The sequence below is a fragment of the Sphingobacterium micropteri genome (genome assembly GCF_014692515.1).
In the GTDB taxonomy this organism is placed as follows: Bacteria; Bacteroidota; Bacteroidia; order Sphingobacteriales; family Sphingobacteriaceae; genus Sphingobacterium; species Sphingobacterium micropteri.
In genome coordinates this window covers 16,765-36,551 of record NZ_JACOIK010000009.1, presented here as the reverse complement: position 1 = coordinate 36,551, position 19,787 = coordinate 16,765, and the positions used below count along the sequence as shown (strand labels likewise).

The window sequence follows — 19,787 nt, the reverse complement described above, 5'->3', positions numbered from 1 at the left end:
GTCATTATTTTTTCTTTGCCGCCTCCTTATCAGCTTGAAAACGTGTCCATTCTTCTTTTCGTTTTACTATTTCTTCATCTGTCATATCGGAAAAGCCGTAGATCAGATCTGTCAGTTTCGTCGTGCTGCGGTCGTATTGGTCGGTCATCGTGATACATTCCGTAGGACATACCACGGTACATAGCCCACAATACATACATTTCGCCATATCGATATCAAACTTCTCCGGATATAATCGTTTTACGCTGCCATCCGATGTTTTGCCAATAACACCTACGGATTTGATGGATTGGATGTCTATACAATCTACCGGACATGCTTTTGCACATAGATCACAGACTATACAGTCCTCAATATCAACCTGCAATTGATAACGTGCCACTTCCGGGATAGGCATCTTTTCTTTTGGGTATTGCACCGTCGTAACACCTTGTTGTTGCTGGAAGTAATTTTCGTTACGAATGTCTCGTATATTGCGTGATTTCCTCGCGCCAAACAGGTGCCTGACCGTTAAAAATAAACCTTTAACAGCCGTTATAAATCCTTGTATGGTTGTTTTTATTACCAATGCGATCTTACATTTACAACATAACCAATATTCTCCATAATCCCGATATAGCGAGACAAACAAACGCTAATGGGATTAAAACTTTCCAACATAGTGTCAACAGTTGGTCGGCCCGAAAACGGGGTAGTGTCCAGCGAATCCACATCTGTATACCGACAATTGTCAGTGATTTTAATAGTGTCCACGTAATTCCCCATCCCAATCCGGTTGTCCAGTCGGCAAGACGTAAACTGCCAATGTTGGGTAATGGACTGTTCCATCCGCCTAAGAAAATAACCACACCCAATATCGCGACCAGAAACATCATGGCATATTCAGCGAGAAATAAAAAAGCAAATTTAATTCCGCCATATTCGGTGTGAAAGCCACCGATAAGCTCCGATTCAGCTTCCGGGATATCAAAAGGGGCACGATTACATTCGGCAAGCGAAGCGATAAAGAAAATAGCATAAACGATGAGAAGATGCGGGGCTTGAAAGATGTGCCAAGCGAAAATCCCACCGATATCGGTTACATCCCAAAATCCCATAAAATAGATCTGCTCGGGTGAAGCAATCCCCTGTAGATAAGCTATATCGTTAAGGTTCAACGTCTGTGTGATCATGACGGCTGCAATCAGCGAAAGTCCCACAGGTAGTTCGTAAGAAACCATCTGCGCTATAGCGCGAATAGCGCCCAGTAGGGAATATTTATTGTTGGATCCCCAACCGGCCATTAAAATACCGATGGCGTCAATGGAAACAACTGCCATAATAAAAAAGAGCCCCGTATTTGTATTTGCTGGTATAAAGTCAGGTGCCCATGGCACCACACTAAAGCCAATAAAGACAGCTACAAATATGACAATAGGAGCCGCGGCGAACAAAATTCTATCTGCCGCTGAGGGCGTGATAAACTCTTTCTGTAAAAGTTTTAAAATATCGGCCAATGTTTGAATTAGTCCATATTTTCCGGTTTCCATTGGGCCTAAACGATCTTGTACAAAACCAGCGATCTTACGCTCTGCGTAGACGGCAAATAGCGTGAACCCCGCGATGAAAGCGAAGATTGCGACTGGTACAATAATATGGACAATAAGATCGGCCAATTTGTCTTTTTAGAATAGTTCTTAATTGGATGCAAACATACGGAAAACGTAGCAAAACGCCATAATATTTGAAGAAAATATACTAGAATAGTAGATTTTATTTTTGATCATCTGCCATAATCTTGTAGCATAGCGCTTAAACCTTTCGTTTGAAAAGGTGTTATAATAGATAAACAACGAATAATTTAGGATATGAAGAAATATAATTTTATTTATTTAGCTGTCTTTGTGATGTTGTTGGCCAGTTGTGCGGTACGGAAACCATCTGGCCATCATGTAGGCGTTTTAGTGGGGAAGCAATGGCAATTGGTAGAATTGCAGGGTGAAGCTGTACCTGCAAAAGTAAACGGCAAAATGCCATTTTTGAAATTGGACGAAGAAAAGGGTCGTTATAGTGCCAGTGGAGGCTGTAATGGCATTGGCGGAGAATATACGTTGCAAAAGAACAATGGCATTACTTTTTCTCGTGGTATGTCTACGATGATGGCCTGTGCAGATATGCGTGTTGAAAATGGGTTACGTACTTTATTTGAAGAGGCGGATACCTATACCGTTGATGAAAATACACTGATCTTATCAAAAGGAAAAAATGGAGCGGCATTAGCTAAATTTACCTTGGTCTCGGATCAATCTGATAAACTGGCTGGTACATGGGAATTAGATTATATCATGGAAGCAGACGATTTTAATACGTTGTATTCTTCACGGAAGCCGACCATTATATTTGATATGGCAGAAAAGAAGGTGAATGGCAACAGTAGCTGTAACAACTTTTCCGGGAATGTAAAAATCGATGGACATGCGATTTCATTTGGACCACTGATGTCGACAAAAATGGCGTGTCCAGGAAATGGAGAACAAGTGTTTTTAAAAAATATCGAGCGCGTTACCAGTTTTGATGTACAAGATAGCGTGTTGACGATGATGATGGATGATATTGTCGTCATGCGTTGGAATAAAAAATAAGCCATAAAAAAACGCGATGAATTTAGTTTTCATCGCGTTTTTTTATTATCGCTTATCGAAGTCAACGTAGTCACGTTTTGTTTCTCCGACATAAACTTGACGCGGACGGCCGATTGGCTCTTTATTGTCCCGCATTTCTTTCCATTGTGCAATCCATCCTGGAAGGCGTCCTAATGCAAATAATACCGTAAACATGTCCGATTCAAATCCTAAAGCGCGGTAAATGATGCCGGAATAGAAATCCACGTTCGGATATAATTTTCTGTCAACGAAATACTGATCGTTTAATGCTGCTTCTTCTAATTTTTTTGCAATGTCCAATACCGGATCGTTTACGCCTAATTTTTCTAAGATATCATCACACGCTTTTTTGATAATTTTTGCCCGGGGATCGAAATTCTTGTATACACGGTGTCCAAAGCCCATCAAGCGGAATGGATCGTTTTTGTCTTTTGCTTTCGCAAGGTATTTATCAGCGTCGCCACCATCATTTTTAATGGCTTCTAACATTTCGATAACGGCTTGGTTGGCTCCGCCATGTAGTGGACCCCACAATGCATTGATGCCAGCCGAAATGGAAGCGTATAAATTAGCATTAGATGAACCTACGATGCGAACGGTCGATGTCGAACAGTTTTGTTCGTGGTCTGCATGTAAGATCAATAATTTATGCATAGCACTGATGACAACTGGATCAAATGTTGTTTCGCCCGTCACTTCTCCAAAAATCATATTCAAGAAGTTCTCAATATAACCGTAATTATTTTTAGGGTACACGACCGGCTGTCCTAATGATTTTTTCTGAATCCAGGACACGATTGTAGGCATCTTGGCTAATAGATTGATGATGGTTTTATTATCTTCCTCTTCTGTAGCGTTGGGATTCAACGATTCTGGGTAGAATGCAGACAATGCGCCAACTAAACAAGATAATTGCCCCATAGGGTGGGATTTGGACGGGAAGCCTACGAAGAAATTCTTCATATCCTCGTGGATCATCATCTGTTTTCTAATCGCGGAACGGAATTGTTCTAGCACCTCTTTTGTCGGAAGTTCCCCATATATCAAAAGGTAGGCCACTTCTAAAAAAGTTGATTTCTCCGCTAATTGCTCGATAGGGTAGCCTCTATAATGTAAAATACCTTGTTCGCCATCAAGAAAAGTAATGGCACTTTCCGTGGATCCTGTATTTTTAAATCCCGGATCTAGTGTAATATATCCCGATTCACCTCTTAATTTGGAGATGTCAATTGCTTTTTCGTTTTCAGTACCAATAACAACTGGCAATTCGTATGATTTTCCGCCTAAATTTATTGTTGCTTTATCCGACATATGTTAGTAATATAAATAATCTCTTATTTTACAAATGTAAAAAAATCGGTGATAAAATCTAATAACGATGCAATTTAAATGACAAAGAACTGTCACTATTCATTTTTAATCTAGTAATCTTTTCTGTTAAATATTTGTGGTATTTACGAAATTTTCGTAGTATTGTGAAAGATTAGTATTGATTATGGAAAAGTTAACCATTCAAGAAGAAGAAGCCATGTTGTCCATTTGGCAATTAGATGGCGGATTTGTGAAAGAAATATTGGATAATTTAAAAGGAGAGAAGCCGCCTTATACCACATTAGCATCGACTATTAGAAACTTGGAACGCAAAGGCTATGTGAAAGCTGTCAAATATGCTAATGCTAAGCGCTATGAATCTATTATTTCTGAAGAGGAATATAAAGGGAGGTTTATGCATGGATTCGTAGGTGATTATTTTAAAAACTCCTATAAAGAAATGGTTTCTTTCTTTGTGAAAGAAGAGAAGCTTTCTGCAACGGAATTGAAAGAAATCATGGATATGATACAGAAAAAACAATCTTAGATTATGTATTCTTTACTTGCCTATATCGCCCAAGTCAATATTCTGTTGATTATTGTGTACATCGGATATTACGTATTGCTAAGAAAATTGACATTCTATCGTCTGAATAGAGGGTATTTTCTTGTAGGAGTTGTTTTCGCATTTGCGTACCCTTTTTTGGATATTAAAACCCTTGTTCGGCAACATATAGAGCCTGTAGGTGAATGGATGACGTATTTACCTGATTTTTATATGCAACAAGTAGAGGAATCTGTTTATACGTTAGAAAATGCAATATATAGCAGTGTCGCAGTCGTCGGATTGTGGTTTGCTATACGATTCTGTATACAACTGCTGAGTTTATTGCGTATTCATCTTTACTCGAGGAAAGCTATATGGAAAACATACTGGTATCAGGATGTATTATTTCCTATTGTTCCTTTTTCTTTTTTAAACAAGATTTACCTTCATAAAGAACAACATCAGGAACCAGAACTCTATGATATTTTTGAACATGAGGATATCCACGTGAAAGGCCTTCACAGTATGGATATATTAATGTTTGAAATTTTACGGATAGTTTGTTGGTATAATCCCTTCGTTTGGTTCATGCGCAGAGCCGTACGTCAAAATTTGGAATACTTGACTGATCAACAAGTGCTGAATAAGGGTGTGGACCGGCAAACCTATCAGTATTCGTTGCTGCAGGTGTCGAAGCAGGGCGCTTCGATCGGCCTCAGCAATCAGTTTAATTTTAAATTTTTAAAAAAGCGCATTATGATGATGAACAAGAAAAAATCGTCGAAACTTGAATTGAGCAAATATGCTTTTCTGTTGCCGATCGTTATTTTCACGGCAGGAGCATTTACGATCAGTAAGGCAGACAGCCGGATAGCCGAAGCTGTAGAAGTGGCTCGGGACTTTAAGCTGGATGTTTTTAAACCGGATAATAGAGAGGGAAAGCCGGAAGACAGGGGAAAAATTTTGGAAAGGACTATTGTTGCGACGGATACAGTGGAGGAAGAACGTGTAACAGACACAACACCACGGATACAAATTGTTGGCGGAACGGGAGATGTGGAAGATCATCTAAGGAAATTGGACAGTAGAGCGGATATCGATCAACGTAAGGACTATTTGTATGTGTATGATAACCAGGTGATATCGAAAGCAGAGTTTCTTCAAAAAGACAATAGTGAATTGTATGACCTACGGCTTGGTTCAGTAAGATGGATGCAACTGCAATTCCCCAACTCCCCAAATAAAGAAGGGGTAGTTTCTGCATTGTCAAAAGAAGGATATGATAGGCGACAGGAAGACATGAAGAAAATTTTATATGTGATTGACGGGGTGGTGCAGAAAGAGGGAAGAGCAGCATTGGACGTTTTAGATCCAAACACAATAGAATCCGTCGAGGTTTTAAAAGATGCTTCTGCCCAATCGATCTATGGTGAAAATGCGAAACACGGTGTGATCAAGATAACAACAAAAAAAGAAAATGACGGGCGTGTAGGTGTAAAAGGAGACCTTTCAAAAGGTAAGGATGATGAAGTTGTGGTAGTAGGTTATGGGGCCCGCAACAAGTCGACGGAATCGGATACAACAGAACGCCCGAGGATTAGGATAAGAGGTCAGGGGATAAGTGGTGACACCCATCCGCTGTATGTTATTGACGGGGTCGTGCAACCGAAAGGAAAATTGGACGCCATAGATCCGAATACAATAGAGTCTATGACTGTTTTGAAAGATGATAACGCTCGATTGGCTTATGGCGAGAATGGGAAGGACGGGGTGATTATTATTACTACAAAAACAAAAGATGCTACACGAAAATGGACACCATCAACGAAACTGCCCGTGTCCTTGAGAAATCCTATTTATATGGTCGATGGTGAAGTCATGTCAAAAGAAGCATATTCCAAGATAAAGGAAAGTGAGAAAAAGAGTATTGCTACATTGTCAAACGAGGATGCTAAAAATTATCTGAAGTTTTATAGGAATATTGATTTAGGGGAGCATGATGGACTGGTTTTGATAGAAACGAAATAGATATCGGTGGGGTGTTTAGACGCCCCACCCGGTAACTTTACTTCGTATTCAAATTCGTCATCGTCAATTCGATACCAATGTGAACAAAGCTTTGTATCATTTTTACGGAGTGATCTATTAACGCAGGTAGTTCTTTCTGTTCATCGCGATCAAAAGGGCTCAATACATAATCCACTTGGCGTCCTTTGGGGAAATTATCGCCGATGCCAAAGCGTAGGCGAGGATAGTTTTGTCCGCCACAAGTAGCCTCTATGGAGCGTAGTCCGTTATGGCCTGCAGCGGAACCTTTCGGCTTGATTCGCAGTGAACCAAATGGAATAGCAAGATCGTCTACCACGATCAGTACATTTTGTATCGGAACTTTTAGCTCTTGCATCCAATAGTTGACGGCCTTCCCACTTAAATTCATAAAAGTAGTAGGCTTAATCATGTATACGTTTCTGCCTTTAAGTTTAAATTCCGTGTAGTAGGCGAGCTTTAGTAATGACCAGGTTGATCCGGCTTGGTTTGCTGCTTCATCCACCACCATAAAGCCGATGTTATGGCGTGTATCTGCGTATTCCTTGCCAATATTGCCTAGTCCGACAATTAAATAATTCATGGTCGCAAATATAGGAATTAGATGTTAGACAAATAAAAAAGCATCGCAACATGTTGCGATGCTTTTTTATTTGTCTAAATACCTCGGTATTATTTCTTGCCGCCTTTAGCTGCTTTAGCTGCTTCTTGCTCTGCTTGACGCAATGCACGAGACATTACTACCGATACGATGGTGTCGTCTGCATTATTAAGAACTTTGGCATTTTCTAAGGATACTTGTCCAACACGGTAAGATTTGCCAACCTCTAAAGATTCCATAGGAACTGTGATTTCCTGAGGAAGATCATTTGGCAATGCTTTCACACGAAGGTTACGTAGTTTCTGAACAAGCTTACCCCCCATTTTAACACCTGGAGAATCTCCCGTTAATTTGATAGGGATGTTTACAGAAACTTGCTTGTCATCAAACAATTCTAAGAAATCCACATGCGTTACCAAGTCGGTAAGTGGGTGGAATTGTGTATCTTGAACAATAGCACGTGTTTTTTTGCCGTCGATATCCAGTTCTACAAATACCACGTCAGCAGTATAAAGAACGGATTTCAAATCAGCTGCGGATACAGCAAGGTGGGTTTGTTCTTTACCACCATAAAGAACTGCAGGAATCTTTCCTTCGTAACGCAATTCTTTTGCATCTCTTTTCCCTACGTTCTGTCTAGCAGAACCGCTAATAGCAATTGATTTCATCTAATTTGTTTTTTAATTTTTAATTGTTGATGAGAGCTCCCCCGAGACTGGGGTCGGTTTCATTTCTTAATTATCTAAATTTGAGGTGCAAAAATACCGTATTTTTTTGATTAAGCAAATTTTATTTACTAATATTTAGATGGTTACACGGTTTCCGGTGTTTTCCATTTATCGGCTATAGCAGAAAGTAATTTAGCTTTTGTTTTAAGAAACATTTGGCTAACTTTGTCGCAAAACTAAGTTAATCTTGGAGTTTGTCCGATAGTATAAGGGTAGTACAAGTGATTTTGGTTCATTTAGTCTTGGTTCGAATCCAGGTCGGACAACTTTTTTAATTTTGTTTTCTTCTAATTGGAATATTAAATAAATCCAACATATAAAACACGCATAAGAAATGCCTTTGCAATTTAACACGGTGAAGCTGTTCGCAGGGTCTGGAACAGTGGAATTAGCGGAAAAAATCTCCACATCCTATGGAAAGCCGCTTGGCGATATGACCTTATCCAAGTTCAGCGATGGGGAAATTCAGCCTTTTTACAATGAATCAGTACGCGGAAGCGACATATTCTTAATCCAATCCACAAACCAACCAACCGACAATCTTTTAGAGCTTTTATTGATGATCGATGCGGCGAAGCGCGCTTCTGCTCATTATATCACGGTGGTCGTTCCTTATTTTGGTTATGCCCGTCAAGACAGAAAAGATAAGCCACGTGTTGCGATTGGTGCAAAATTAATTGCAAACCTCATTATGGCTGCTGGTGCACACCGTATCATGACCATGGATTTGCATGCTGCCCAGATACAAGGATTCTTTGATATTCCAGTAGATCACTTGGATGGTTCGATTATATTCGTTCCCTATATCAAATCGTTGAATTTGCCCAACCTTACCATCGCGTCTCCAGATATGGGAGGATCATACCGCGCCCGTACATTTGCTAAATTCTTCAATGCGGAGGTTATCATCTGTGACAAACGTCGTAAACGTGCCAATGAGATCGAATCTATGTCTATCATTGGAGAAGTGAAGGATCAAGATGTGGTTTTAATAGATGATATCTGTGATACGGCAGGTACGCTGTCAAAAGCTGCGGCACTGATTATGGAAAACGGCGCCCGTTCGGTAAGGGCAGTCTGTACGCATGCAGTCTTATCGGGCAAGGCTTATGATACAATCGAAAATTCGGTGTTAACAGAAATGATTGTCACGGATACTATCCAGTTAAATCCGGAGAAGCAAAGAAGTTGTAGTAAAATTAAAGTATTATCTACGGCTGACCTATTTGCCGGCGCGATTAAGAATGTGAATGAACACGGGTCAATTTCGGATCTGTTTGATATTAAATAACGATAACATTTAGTTAAAGAGTAGAGGCGGCCTAAGTGTCGCCTTTTTTGCGACCTCGTATGATGGAAATAAAAAAGCGCCAAGTTTCCTTAGCGCTTTTGTTTAGTAGCGGGGATCAGACTCGAACTGATGACCTTCGGGTTATGAGCCCGACGAGCTACCAACTGCTCCACCCCGCAATGTTTCTTTATTTTTTTTAAGCTCAGCCTCGCGCTTTGCTCTTTTATTTAGTAGCGGGGATCAGACTCGAACTGATGACCTTCGGGTTATGAGCCCGACGAGCTACCAACTGCTCCACCCCGCAATTTTTTGGTGACACAAAGATAGCGTTTTTTGTGCTTAAACCAAAACGAAATCTTCTTTTTTAAAAAGATTAACCACCAGAATTGGATAATGTTCTAATATTCTGTACTTTCAACGTATCAATTATAATGAATTGTGATGAAAAGAAGATTACTACTAACCGTTGTAACGCTCTATTTATCCGTTCAGCACTTTTATTTATCCTTTTCATATTGGAGGAAAAATGATGCGTTAACGTTTAAAAGGAGCTTTTTGCTGCCAGATAGTCTGGCAGACAACACTACCTGTACCAGCAAATCCTATCTGTTTATTTCAAATGCTCACAGTCTATGCGTTTTGCCAGTGTACGAATTATGACAGCTGTGTTCTTACTGGGGTATAGTACGCTGGTAAAAAGCCAAACATGGGGCGAAAGCTCGGTAGCGGAGCAAATTGTAGAACAACTTGTCGAAGAATTAGAGGAGGAAGTCGATGTTGATGAAGTTCTAGAACTTCTTCGTCACTACCGTACACGACCTATTGATTTAAATAAGACGAATGAGCAGGAGTTGGCCAACCTTTCATTTCTATCACCTTTGCAAATTGCTAGCCTTTTAGCACATCGCGAACAGACTGGAAAGTTTATCTCCGTTCTGGAACTGCAAGGAATTGCTCATTTTGATCTGCCGACTATTGAACGATTGAACCCTTTTGTTACGGTCTCATCCGTATCGAGCTTGGAAGGATTAACTTGGCGGAAGCTTTATGATGATAGCGAGCAGCAGCTTATGTTACGTTATGGTACTATCTTTCAGAAACAACGAGGTTATTTGATTACCGATAGTGCCCGTTCTCGTTATCTTGGAGATGCAAACCGTTATATGCTGCGTTACCGTTTCAATTTTCGTAATCGGTTGCGTTTGGCGATTAATATGGAAAAAGATGCCGGGGAGCCCTTCTTTCGGGAAAGGCAACGCTATGGTTTTGATCATTATGGCGTTAGTCTATATGCAAAAGACCTCGGTATATTTAAGGAATTGATATTGGGGAATTATGCTTTGCAAGCTGGACAAGGATTGGTGATGTGGAATGGTTTGAGTTTTGGCAAAGGAGCGATGATGACGAGTAGTGCTAGGCAAGGGGGTGGGTTGAGGAGCTACACATCCATGAATGAACACAATTATCTCTCCGGTTTTGCTACGCGGTTATCTTTTGATAATTGGGAAATTACACCATTTGTTTCTTGGCGAAAGCTATCCGGTAATCGTTCGGGCGCCGAAGACGGTAATTATACGATCAGTTCTATTTCAGCATCTGGACTACATCGAACGCCTAATGAACTCCGTAATCGTCGAACGATCAAACAAAATGCGATCGGAATAGACATAACTTACCGATATAAGCGTTTGAAGCTAGGTGCTGTGGGCGTTTATACGCAATATAATGGCACAATTGTACACGATGGTTCGCCTCGTCAGACCTATTCTTTTGAAGGGGGGCGATTGCTCAATATCGGCGTTAATTACCAATACACCTATAAGAATGTATATCTTTTTGGTGAAACGGCACACGAGTATCGACGAGGTTGGGCTACACTCCATGGCCTGATCGCCAGTTTGCATCCGAAAGTATCAACGTTTGTTAACTATAGAAATTACCAACCTAACTACCATGCTGTTTTTGCACAAGCGTTGGGGGAGGGGAGTGCGGTTGTCAATGAAGAGGGAATCTATGCGGGATGGATGTTCCATCCCAATAGAAAGATAGAATGGATGAATTATGTTGACGTGTTTCGTTTCCCTTGGTTACGCTATCGTGTTGACGAGCCTAGTGCGGGAATGGACGTTCTATCCCAATTTACGTATCTTTGGTACAAGATAGGGCGTATTTCGTTGCGTTACCGCCATCGACTAAAGCAAGAAAACAATAGTGCGCAACCGCCAGACAGATCTGTGGTGGATGTGTTGAAAGATCAGTTGCGCTTCGTCTTTCAGTATAAACTTTCTAACCAGTGGGAAATCCGGACAAGAACCGAGGGGGTGCGGTATGAAAAGGATGGGAGAATCGATTTTGGCTGGTTGGCTTATCAGGATGTATTCTGGAAACCTGCTCGTCTACCATTACAAGCAAATGTACGTTTAGCTGTATTTGCTACTGATTCGTATGATGCGAGGCTGTATGCATACGAAAATGATGTGTTATATGCGAGTGCCTTCCCTATGTATAATGGAAAAGGCGGTCGTTCCTATATTAACCTGCGTTATCGTATAGGTCGAAAAACAGATTTTTGGCTTCGTTATAGCGTAAATCACTATTTGGATGTAAAAACGGTAGGTTCTGGGTTGGATCAAAGCGAGGGGCCACGTCGGTCCGATATTAAAATTCAATTCCGATACCGATGGTAGGGCAGGCATTCTATCTGGCTTTGCGGAAAGTACCGTTTGCCAGCGTTTTCTTGTTTTTTGGAACAGGTATAGTGAGCGGTTATTATTTACCATTATCGATATTGCTGTTTCGAATTATAGTAGGATGTATGATAATTATATTCCTGTTTTTGGTGGGAATGGAGGCTTACGGTCGACAATGGCGCCGCATTTTCTTTCCACCAATTTTTTATGGTTGGTTGTTCTTGTTGGGTATGGTATGGATAGGACGAGAACTTCCTGCACAGCAATCACAATATTTTGTTGGTGAAAAAGCGGACTATTTGATAGGGGTGGTTACGGACGAACCTGTATATGGCGAGGCTAGTATACACTTTCCTTTAGAAATTCGTCATATTGTCTGCGATGAAAAAGTAAGCCCGGCAACAGGGCAGATCATGCTGCGTATTGTGCGTAAAAACAAGGAATCTGATTTATCGTTGTCTTATGGGGACAAGTTGTTGTTCCGTAATGAGGTAATGGACGTCCGTGAACCGTATAATCCTAAACAATTTGATTATAAACGATATCTGGCTCATAAAAATATTTATCATCAAGCCTATATAAAGCCTGCGGATATTCGGCTGCTCGGAAATAACTACGGAAATACCGTTATAGCACATGCGTTGGCGATACGCCGTTATTTTGTGCATAAGTTCAGCCGGTTCATATCGAATAAGGATGCGTTGGATATTTGCGCAGCTCTCATTTTAGGATACCGTGCCCATTTTCCGATGGAAACATTAACGGCTTTTATTAATACAGGTACGGTGCATGTTTTGAGTGTGTCAGGTTTGCATGTCGGTATGGTGTTCTTCCTGCTGAATTTTTTACTGGGTTTTCTAGACCGGTTCCCCTATGGTAGGCCTATTCGCTTCGTGCTTATCCTAGTAGCCATATGGGGCTATGTTTTGTTGACGGGAATGGCTCCCTCTATCCTGCGGGCAGGCGTGATGATTTCTTTTTTGTTGGTAGCCAGATGGAGCCAACGAGCTAATCAAAATCTAAATTCGCTTTTTGCATCAGCATGCAGTTTACTTTTGTTGGATCCGTTTATGATCTTCGACATGGGCTTCCAATTGTCCTATTTGGCTGTTTTGGGTTTATTTACGCTCTATCCATTGCTTAATAAGGTATTGCTGATAAATAATAAGGGGCTACGTATGACATGGCAAGCCGTATTAGTTTCTGTCAGTGCTCAGCTCTTTACCACACCGCTAGCCTTGTATTACTTTCAGCAGTTTCCCAATTACTTTCTGCTTGGAAATTTATTTGTATCACTGCCTGCGACGGCATTAATGTATATGGGTATAGCACTAGCCACATGTCCTTTTCCGCTTGTCAACGTGTATTTGGCATTGGGATTAACCTATTTGTGTCGTTTCCTCTTATGGGGCTTGCAAGCTATCGAAGGATTACCATTTGCTACCGTGCAAGGTGTTGATTTTTCGGGAGTACAACTTGCTTTGTTCCTGCTCGTCATCATCTTTCTGCTTATTACCTGGTATAGTCTGCGCAAACAATTCTTATGGTATACCTTTATCGCTACAGGAATATTGTTGTTCTCTGCTGTCATCTCCTCTATAAAATATACTTCTTATCAAGGCATAAAAATATATAATGTGGGGCATGAGGTTGCCATTGCCGTAATTAATCAGGGTAAGGTTTCTCTTATTTCTACGTTAGATAGCGTGGCACATCCGTATATAATGAGGCAGGTGCTGCCAGACCTTAACCATTATATACGGATGACGGATATCGCTTTTTACCCACTGCAGTTAAAAAGAGGAGATCGGGTGAAAATTCAAACTTCTATAGGTACGTTGGGTATTATAGAAGGCGGTAAGGGAGAAATGGGACCTATGGTATGTGATATTTTGTTGTGGCGCAACATATCATCTTATGATAAGGTAAATGATAAAGATTTCCGCCATGTTGCTCTCGCGATATTTGATGGGTCGAATAAAACGGAGAGATTGCCAGCGATGATAAAAATGGCAGATTCTTTAGATCTACGCTATTACGTCTTGAAAAATAATTTTGCTTATGTTTGGGAGAGGAAGTGATGGAAAATAAAAACCTGGATATATTAAAACAATATTGGGGGCATGAGGCCTTTCGTCCATTGCAGGAAGACATTATCAATGCTGTGCTGCAGGGACGTGACACCCTGGCGTTAATGCCCACAGGTGGAGGGAAATCTATCTGTTTTCAAGTGCCGGCACTTCAGTTGGCGGGTATATGTATTGTCGTGAGTCCACTTATTGCATTGATGAAAGATCAGGTCCAAAACTTACGAAAAAAAGGTATCGAAGCGGTGGCCATTTTTTCTGGTATGTCCCATAGGGAGGTGGATATTGCATTGGATAATTGTGTGTACGGGAAAATTAAATTTCTTTATCTTGCCCCGGAACGTCTTTATAATGATTTGGTAAAAGAACGGATACGCTACATGAAAGTGAGTCTTTTTGCCATTGACGAAGCACATTGTATTTCACAATGGGGGTATGATTTTCGTCCCGCTTATTTAGAACTGGCGAAGTTGCGGGAGATTCATCCAAGCACGCCTTTTTTGGCGTTGACGGCCACGGCAACGCCACGTGTAGTGGAAGATATCCAAGATAAGTTAGGTTTTGTAGGAAGACAAGTGTTTCAGAAAAGCTTCCGAAGGGAGAACTTAGCCTATATGGTATTGGCTGAGGAGGATAAAATGGGCCGTATGTTGCGGATGATCCATAAGATTGGCGGATCGGGGGTGATATACGTCCGTAATCGCCGGGAGACACAAGAAGTGGCACAGTATTTAATTAACCACGGTATACCTGCGGATTTTTACCATGCCGGGCTTGATCCACAAACCCGTTCGCAAAAACAAGATAGGTGGATGGAAAATCGGGTGCGTGTCATTGTGGCGACGAATGCATTTGGGATGGGGATTGATAAATCGGACGTGCGATTTGTACTACATCTGGATATTCCTGATTCATTAGAAGCTTATTATCAAGAAGCAGGTCGCGCGGGACGCGATGGGAAAAAAGCATTCCCGGTATTGATGTTTCAACAAGCGGATCGTGAAAAATTGTGGGAGAATTTTATAGCCGGTTTTCCGCCGATACCGTTTATTCAACAGATCTATCATCATTTAGGAAACTACTTTCAAATCGCTTATGGCGCTGGAAAAGGGCTTTTTTTTGATTTTGATGTAGTCGATTTCTGTAGACGTTATAAGATTGATATTCTTCCCACATTAAGTGCTTTGAAGTTTTTGGAAAAAGATGGGTGGATTGCCTTATCCGAAGCTGTTTTTATCCCCTCGCGATTTAAGTTTGAAATCGATTACCAGGAATTGTATAAATTTCAGGTACAGTCGGCGAAGTATGATATGCTCATCAAATTGATTTTGCGGACGACAGGCGGCGCATTTGATTTTTATATCGTATTGAACGAGTATGAACTGGCAAAAAAGCTTAACGTTTCGCATGACGTGGTAGTGGATATGTTGCGCGGACTGCAACAATTGGATGTGGCTTCTTATCTTCCTAAAACGGATGCCCCTCAACTGGAATTTCGTCAGGCACGTGTGGATTACAAACATCTCTTTATCGATACTTCCTTTATAGAGGAAAGAAAGAATATTAAAGAACAACAAATAAAAGCTATCTATACTTATCTTGATACGAAGGACTGCCGAAGTATCGCGTTGCAGACTTATTTTGGGGAAAAAGAGAAAACATTTTGTGGGGTTTGTGATTTGTGTCTGGTGCGCCAGCATCGTGCAGATATCCAGGAAAAACTACATGAAGAAATAAAAAACGTATTACTGGCAGGCGAAAAAGATGTGAAGGAGCTCGTTGACGAGCTAACACTCGGGGATGATGATATAAAGTTGCACGTAATTCGATTGCTTCTGGATCGAGAGCAGATTCTCTTGCGAGACGGTATGTATCGCTGGAATAGCGATTTTTAGAGCAGGGAAACCTGCTCTAAAATTATTTGATTAGTCCCAACCAAGCTTCCGCCATGAGGTTTGCACCCGCTAAGGAAGTATGTACACCGTCTGTTGTCCAATAATCGCCTCCACCCCGGCTTGCCGCTTTATCGAATACCGATTGATAAGGGAGAAACGTTGCATTATATTCTTTTGCTATTTCCTTCGCGACTTGTTGATAACCCAGAAAGTCGGGATACCAAGCATCTGTGACATGTTTTACATCTTTCACGCCGAATGGTTCGCCGATAATCAATTTAACTTGTGGAAGTTGTTTTAAAGTCGTGTCCAACAATTGTTGATATTGCTGTTTATATTGTTGTGGCGTGTTTTGAGCACCTCGATCGATCGTGCGCCAAAAATCGTTTACGCCGATAAGAATGCTTAATATCGTCGGACGAAGTTGAAGCGCATCGGTATCCCATCTGCTGATAAGGTCTGGTACTCTATTTCCGCTGATCCCCCGATTATAAACCTGTATGTTTTTATCCGCATATTTATTTAGTAGCGTGGCTGCGGCCATCAGCGCATATCCATGACCAAAAGCGCCGGTGTCGTTTGGTTTTAAATTATCCCGATTACGTCCTGCATCGGTAATCGAATCACCTTGAAATAGAATGACATCGTTCTGTTGTATAACTAACTTACCACTTTTTGCTCGGTTGTTTTCGGTTGCAAATAACGTTTTTGTGCCTATCGAGGCCGCTCCCAAAGTGAGGAGACTTTTCGCTAAGAATTTTCTTCTTGTTTCCATATAAAATGAAGGTTTAAGAAAACCAAGTTAGCTTTTTCAAACGAACTTTTCAATACCTTGTCTTATTATTTCGCAGGCATGTTTTATTTCGGTTTCTGATATCGTCAGTGGAGGGGCTACGCGTAGGGCTGTTTCGCAATGCAAATACCAATCAATCATCACACCGTGTTCTGCACAAAAGTTACTTACTTGATATACTTGCTCAAAAGTTTCTAATTGTAGACACATCATTAGTCCCATTCCCCTGATCTCTTTTATTGCAGGATGGTTCAGCTCTTTTCGGAACAAAGCTGCTTTTGTTTCTACTGTATCTAGCAGTTTTTCGTTTTGAATCACCTGCAAAGAAGCTAGGGCAGCCGCACAACTTACCGGGTGGCCGCCAAAAGTAGTGATATGACCGAGCATAGGGTTGTCTTTGATGACATCCATAACTTCTTTTCGTGCAACAAATGCGCCGAGTGGCATACCGCCTCCAATACCTTTTGCTAACATCAAAACATCCGGTACAATCCCAAAATGTTCAAAGGCAAACATCTTCCCTGTTCTTCCGAAACCTGTTTGTATTTCATCAAAAATCAGAATGGCGCCCGTTTCGTCACATTTTTGCCGAAGTGCTTGCATAAATTCCGAGGACGGAACACGTACACCCGCTTCACCTTGAATAGCTTCCACAATAACCGCTGCGGTTTGGTTTGTGATGATGTCTAAACTGCTTGTGTTATTGAATTGGATAAATTCTATTTCGGGAAGTAGGGGAGCATAAGCTTCTTGATAAGCTGGGTTGCCGATTAAACTTAAAGCCCCCTGTGTGCTACCATGGTATGCTTTTTCAGCAGCAATAATCTGCCGACGTCCAGTGTACTTCTTTGCGATTTTCATAGACCCTTCGACAGCCTCTGCTCCACTGTTCGTGAGATAAACAGATCCGAATGAAGAAGGAAGATTCGCGAGTAATTCGGTTGCAAACTTTACTTGCGGTGCTTGTACGAACTCCCCATATACGGTAACATGGAGGTATTTCTCCAATTGTTGTTGGATAGCCTCTATGACGTTGGGGTGTCGATGTCCGATATTGCTAACGTTGAAACCCGATACCAAATCTAAATAACGTTCACCGTTAGGTCCATATAGATAGACTCCCTCGGCTTTTACGATTTCGAATAGACGAGGAGACGAAGATGTTTGAGCAGTATTTTTAAGGAAAAGTTCTCTGTTGCTAATCATTTTTTAGTGACAAGTAATCCGTAAACAGCGATGAGTAATCAGTAATGGTTTTTTGTTACTTCGTCACTGATTACGTCGTCACTTTATTTAACGATTTCTTCTTTGTAATTCTTTGTAGAGCAATTCCCGGAAGCTCTGTTCAACCTCGAAAAACTGAGACGCCCTAGCTGAACCAATCACTTCCGTGAACTTTTTTCGATAGTCTCTCTTAATTTCCAATTCTTTTGCATCATAAGAGAGTACATCCTGTTTTTCAGATTTATTCGATCTATTGAAAGCATTTACTCCCCTTGGAGAAGGGGTCGTTGAGGTACTTTCTTTCTTCTTCGATCGAATAGCCCATATTTCTTGGCTATATTGATTGTATATCGGGAAGAAACGCTGGGCTTCAGCAGGTGTTAAGCTCAGCTCTTTCGTAATATAGGCAATTTTTTCGTTCTCAATCGCTGCAAATCGTTTGGAATCCCGTGGCTGTGCACTCGCAGATAATATACAGAGTATGACTACACCTATCGTAACAAACAAATGTTTAAAACGTAACATTATAACGCGTAATTTAAATAGTCTTCAATATCATTTTCCTTTACATGCGTACAAATCCCTTCAGAATCATGAGAATGGTCAATACATTCCATGATATAAAGAATGTCATGACTATCATTCAGCGCACTCAGATAATTAATAATTTCGTCATCGGGAATGGACGCCAGATGTGATTCGCTGATACTTCCTTGTGTTCGATTGTTTATGCTGTTATAGGAAACAACTCCAATTACAACAGCAACGCAAGCTGCAGCCACATAGGAAACCCATTTGTTGAAATTTAGCTTTCGTACAATCGTTTTCTGTTTTTCTTTCCCTATAGTTTGGGCAACAATTTTATCTTTCAGTATTCCAGTATAGTCTTCTGGAATTGTAAAGCCATCATCAGCTACGTGCGTTTTTAGCTTATCTTCAACTATTTTTGTTTGAATGTGTGCTGACAGGCTTTCAAAGTAACCTGCCGGGACTTCGAACTCTTCTTGTTTTGCTACAGCTTCTATTTTCGTTTGCGAAAGAATCTTGTCTGATAGATCTTCAAAGTAACCTTTAGGGACATCCCATTCTCTATGTGCAGCATCTTTATACTGCTCCACCTTTATGTGGAGTTGTATGTTGCTTGTTAATTGAGAAAAGTAGGATTCTGGTATGGTGAAGCCTATTCTTTCGGCAATTGGCAAACGATCTAAACGTGCTTGAGACAAGACTGAAGAAGAGAGTTGGTCAAAGTAATTTTCAGGCACTACAAAGGGATTTATACGTAATGATCCCGGTAGGTTTAAACCATCCATTCCATCGTAATATGTATTGTCTTCCTTCATAGTCACTTGTTTAGAGTCGAAAAATCCCCTAGGGTTTAATCGTGTGATGTGAAAAAGTGCTCTATTTTTTTTACGGCCAAATGATAAGAAGCTTTTAATGCGCCAACGCTGGTACCTAGAATCTCCGATATTTCGTCGTATTTGAGATCCTCAAAATATTTCATGTTAAATACCAACCGTTGTTTGTCGGGAAGAGTCAATAGCGCCTGTTGTAATTTCATTTGTGCCTGATCACCATTAAAATAACTTCCCTCCGCTAATGTTTCTGCGAGATAAGCAGAGCTGTCGTCGTCTAACGACATGCTCTGCTTTTGTTTTTTTCTATTTAGAAAAGTGATACATTCATTCGTGGCTATACGATATAACCAAGTATAAAGCTGGGAGTCTTCCCGGAATTTTTCAAGGTTTCGCCATACTTTGATGAATATATCTTGTACGACATCATCTGCATCGTCATGGTCAATGACCATCCGGCGAACGTGCCAATATATTTTTTGTTGGTATTTTTGGAGCAAATAGCCAAACGCCTCTTCGCGTGTGCGTTCATCAGCAAATTTTGATATAATTAAGGCGTCTTCCATTTGTTCTT

Annotated in this window: 17 protein-coding genes and 2 tRNA genes; 7 read left to right on the top strand and 12 right to left on the bottom strand. The window is 40.8% G+C overall.

The features are described 5' to 3' along the window. Nucleotides 1–4: 4 nt before the first annotated feature. Nucleotides 5–568, bottom strand: a complete 564-nt coding sequence (locus H8B06_RS13255; protein ID WP_190994757.1) for a 4Fe-4S binding protein — start codon at nt 566–568, stop codon at nt 5–7. A 13-nt stretch (nt 569–581) separates the two neighbouring features. Continuing rightward, nucleotides 582–1,655, bottom strand: a complete 1,074-nt coding sequence (gene nuoH / locus H8B06_RS13250; RefSeq protein WP_190994756.1) for an NADH-quinone oxidoreductase subunit NuoH — start codon at nt 1,653–1,655, stop codon at nt 582–584. 192 nt (nt 1,656–1,847) lie between these two features. On the opposite strand from nuoH, the gene H8B06_RS13245 reads away from it, so the two are divergent. Next, the gene (locus H8B06_RS13245) at nt 1,848–2,621 is read left to right on the top strand and encodes an META domain-containing protein (RefSeq protein ID WP_190994755.1); all 774 of its coding nucleotides are present in this window, start codon (nt 1,848–1,850) and stop codon (nt 2,619–2,621) included. A gap of 45 nt (nt 2,622–2,666) precedes the next feature. Here the strand turns inward: H8B06_RS13245 and H8B06_RS13240 are convergent, their stop codons facing one another. After that, on the bottom strand, nt 2,667–3,953 hold the full coding sequence (locus tag H8B06_RS13240; RefSeq protein ID WP_130141465.1) for a citrate synthase: 1,287 nt from the start codon (nt 3,951–3,953) through the stop codon (nt 2,667–2,669). 184 nt (nt 3,954–4,137) lie between these two features. On the opposite strand from H8B06_RS13240, the gene H8B06_RS13235 reads away from it, so the two are divergent. Both H8B06_RS13235 and H8B06_RS13230 read left to right on the top strand, forming a co-directional pair. Next, entirely contained in the window at nt 4,138–4,500 is a 363-nt protein-coding gene (locus tag H8B06_RS13235) for a BlaI/MecI/CopY family transcriptional regulator (RefSeq protein WP_190994754.1), read from the top strand. Between the two features lie 3 nt (nt 4,501–4,503). Next, entirely contained in the window at nt 4,504–6,528 is a 2,025-nt protein-coding gene (locus H8B06_RS13230) for a M56 family metallopeptidase (protein WP_190994753.1), read from the top strand. Nucleotides 6,529–6,565: 37 nt separating this feature from the next. Here the strand turns inward: H8B06_RS13230 and pth are convergent, their stop codons facing one another. After that, nucleotides 6,566–7,129, bottom strand: coding sequence for an aminoacyl-tRNA hydrolase (gene pth, locus H8B06_RS13225; RefSeq protein ID WP_190994752.1), 564 nt, complete (start codon nt 7,127–7,129; stop codon nt 6,566–6,568). A gap of 89 nt (nt 7,130–7,218) precedes the next feature. Continuing rightward, on the bottom strand, nt 7,219–7,815 hold the full coding sequence (locus H8B06_RS13220; RefSeq protein ID WP_190994751.1) for a 50S ribosomal protein L25/general stress protein Ctc: 597 nt from the start codon (nt 7,813–7,815) through the stop codon (nt 7,219–7,221). A gap of 394 nt (nt 7,816–8,209) precedes the next feature. Here H8B06_RS13220 and H8B06_RS13215 point away from each other — a divergent pair, with 394 nt between their 5' ends. Beyond that, on the top strand, nt 8,210–9,166 hold the full coding sequence (locus H8B06_RS13215; protein ID WP_190994750.1) for a ribose-phosphate pyrophosphokinase: 957 nt from the start codon (nt 8,210–8,212) through the stop codon (nt 9,164–9,166). 106 nt (nt 9,167–9,272) lie between these two features. On the opposite strand, the gene H8B06_RS13210 is transcribed toward H8B06_RS13215, so the two are convergent. Beyond that, nucleotides 9,273–9,345: transfer RNA gene (locus H8B06_RS13210), tRNA-Met, on the bottom strand. Between the two features lie 52 nt (nt 9,346–9,397). Then, nucleotides 9,398–9,470 (bottom strand) — tRNA-Met (locus H8B06_RS13205). A 328-nt stretch (nt 9,471–9,798) separates the two neighbouring features. Here H8B06_RS13205 and H8B06_RS13200 point away from each other — a divergent pair. The 3 genes from H8B06_RS13200 to H8B06_RS13190 are packed head-to-tail and all read left to right on the top strand — an operon-like array spanning nt 9,799 to nt 15,838. Next, nucleotides 9,799–11,853 carry a helix-hairpin-helix domain-containing protein gene (locus tag H8B06_RS13200; RefSeq protein WP_223857671.1) on the top strand — a complete coding sequence of 685 codons (2,055 nt, stop codon included), beginning with the start codon at nt 9,799–9,801 and terminating at the stop codon, nt 11,851–11,853. Next, entirely contained in the window at nt 11,847–13,937 is a 2,091-nt protein-coding gene (locus H8B06_RS13195; RefSeq protein ID WP_223857670.1) for a ComEC/Rec2 family competence protein, read from the top strand. Before H8B06_RS13200 ends, H8B06_RS13195 begins: the two co-directional genes overlap by 7 nt. Further along, nucleotides 13,937–15,838 carry a RecQ family ATP-dependent DNA helicase gene (locus H8B06_RS13190; RefSeq protein ID WP_190994747.1) on the top strand — a complete coding sequence of 634 codons (1,902 nt, stop codon included), beginning with the start codon at nt 13,937–13,939 and terminating at the stop codon, nt 15,836–15,838. The genes H8B06_RS13195 and H8B06_RS13190 overlap by 1 nt, the downstream gene beginning before the upstream one ends. 22 nt (nt 15,839–15,860) lie before the next feature. Here H8B06_RS13190 and H8B06_RS13185 read toward each other — a convergent pair whose 3' ends face one another. The 5 genes from H8B06_RS13185 to H8B06_RS13165 form a co-directional block, all read right to left on the bottom strand. Beyond that, nucleotides 15,861–16,613 (bottom strand): SGNH/GDSL hydrolase family protein, encoded by a 753-nt coding sequence (locus H8B06_RS13185; protein ID WP_190994746.1) that lies wholly within the window; start codon nt 16,611–16,613, stop codon nt 15,861–15,863. Between the two features lie 36 nt (nt 16,614–16,649). Further along, nucleotides 16,650–17,837, bottom strand: coding sequence for an aspartate aminotransferase family protein (locus H8B06_RS13180; RefSeq protein ID WP_190994745.1), 1,188 nt, complete (start codon nt 17,835–17,837; stop codon nt 16,650–16,652). An 87-nt stretch (nt 17,838–17,924) separates the two neighbouring features. Continuing rightward, on the bottom strand, nt 17,925–18,380 hold the full coding sequence (locus H8B06_RS13175; protein ID WP_190994744.1) for a hypothetical protein: 456 nt from the start codon (nt 18,378–18,380) through the stop codon (nt 17,925–17,927). Further along, nucleotides 18,380–19,198 (bottom strand): hypothetical protein, encoded by an 819-nt coding sequence (locus tag H8B06_RS13170; RefSeq protein WP_190994743.1) that lies wholly within the window; start codon nt 19,196–19,198, stop codon nt 18,380–18,382. Before H8B06_RS13170 ends, H8B06_RS13175 begins: the two co-directional genes overlap by 1 nt. A gap of 35 nt (nt 19,199–19,233) precedes the next feature. Further along, nucleotides 19,234–19,779, bottom strand: a complete 546-nt coding sequence (locus H8B06_RS13165) for an RNA polymerase sigma factor (protein WP_190994742.1) — start codon at nt 19,777–19,779, stop codon at nt 19,234–19,236. Between the last annotated feature and the right edge of the window lie 8 nt (nt 19,780–19,787).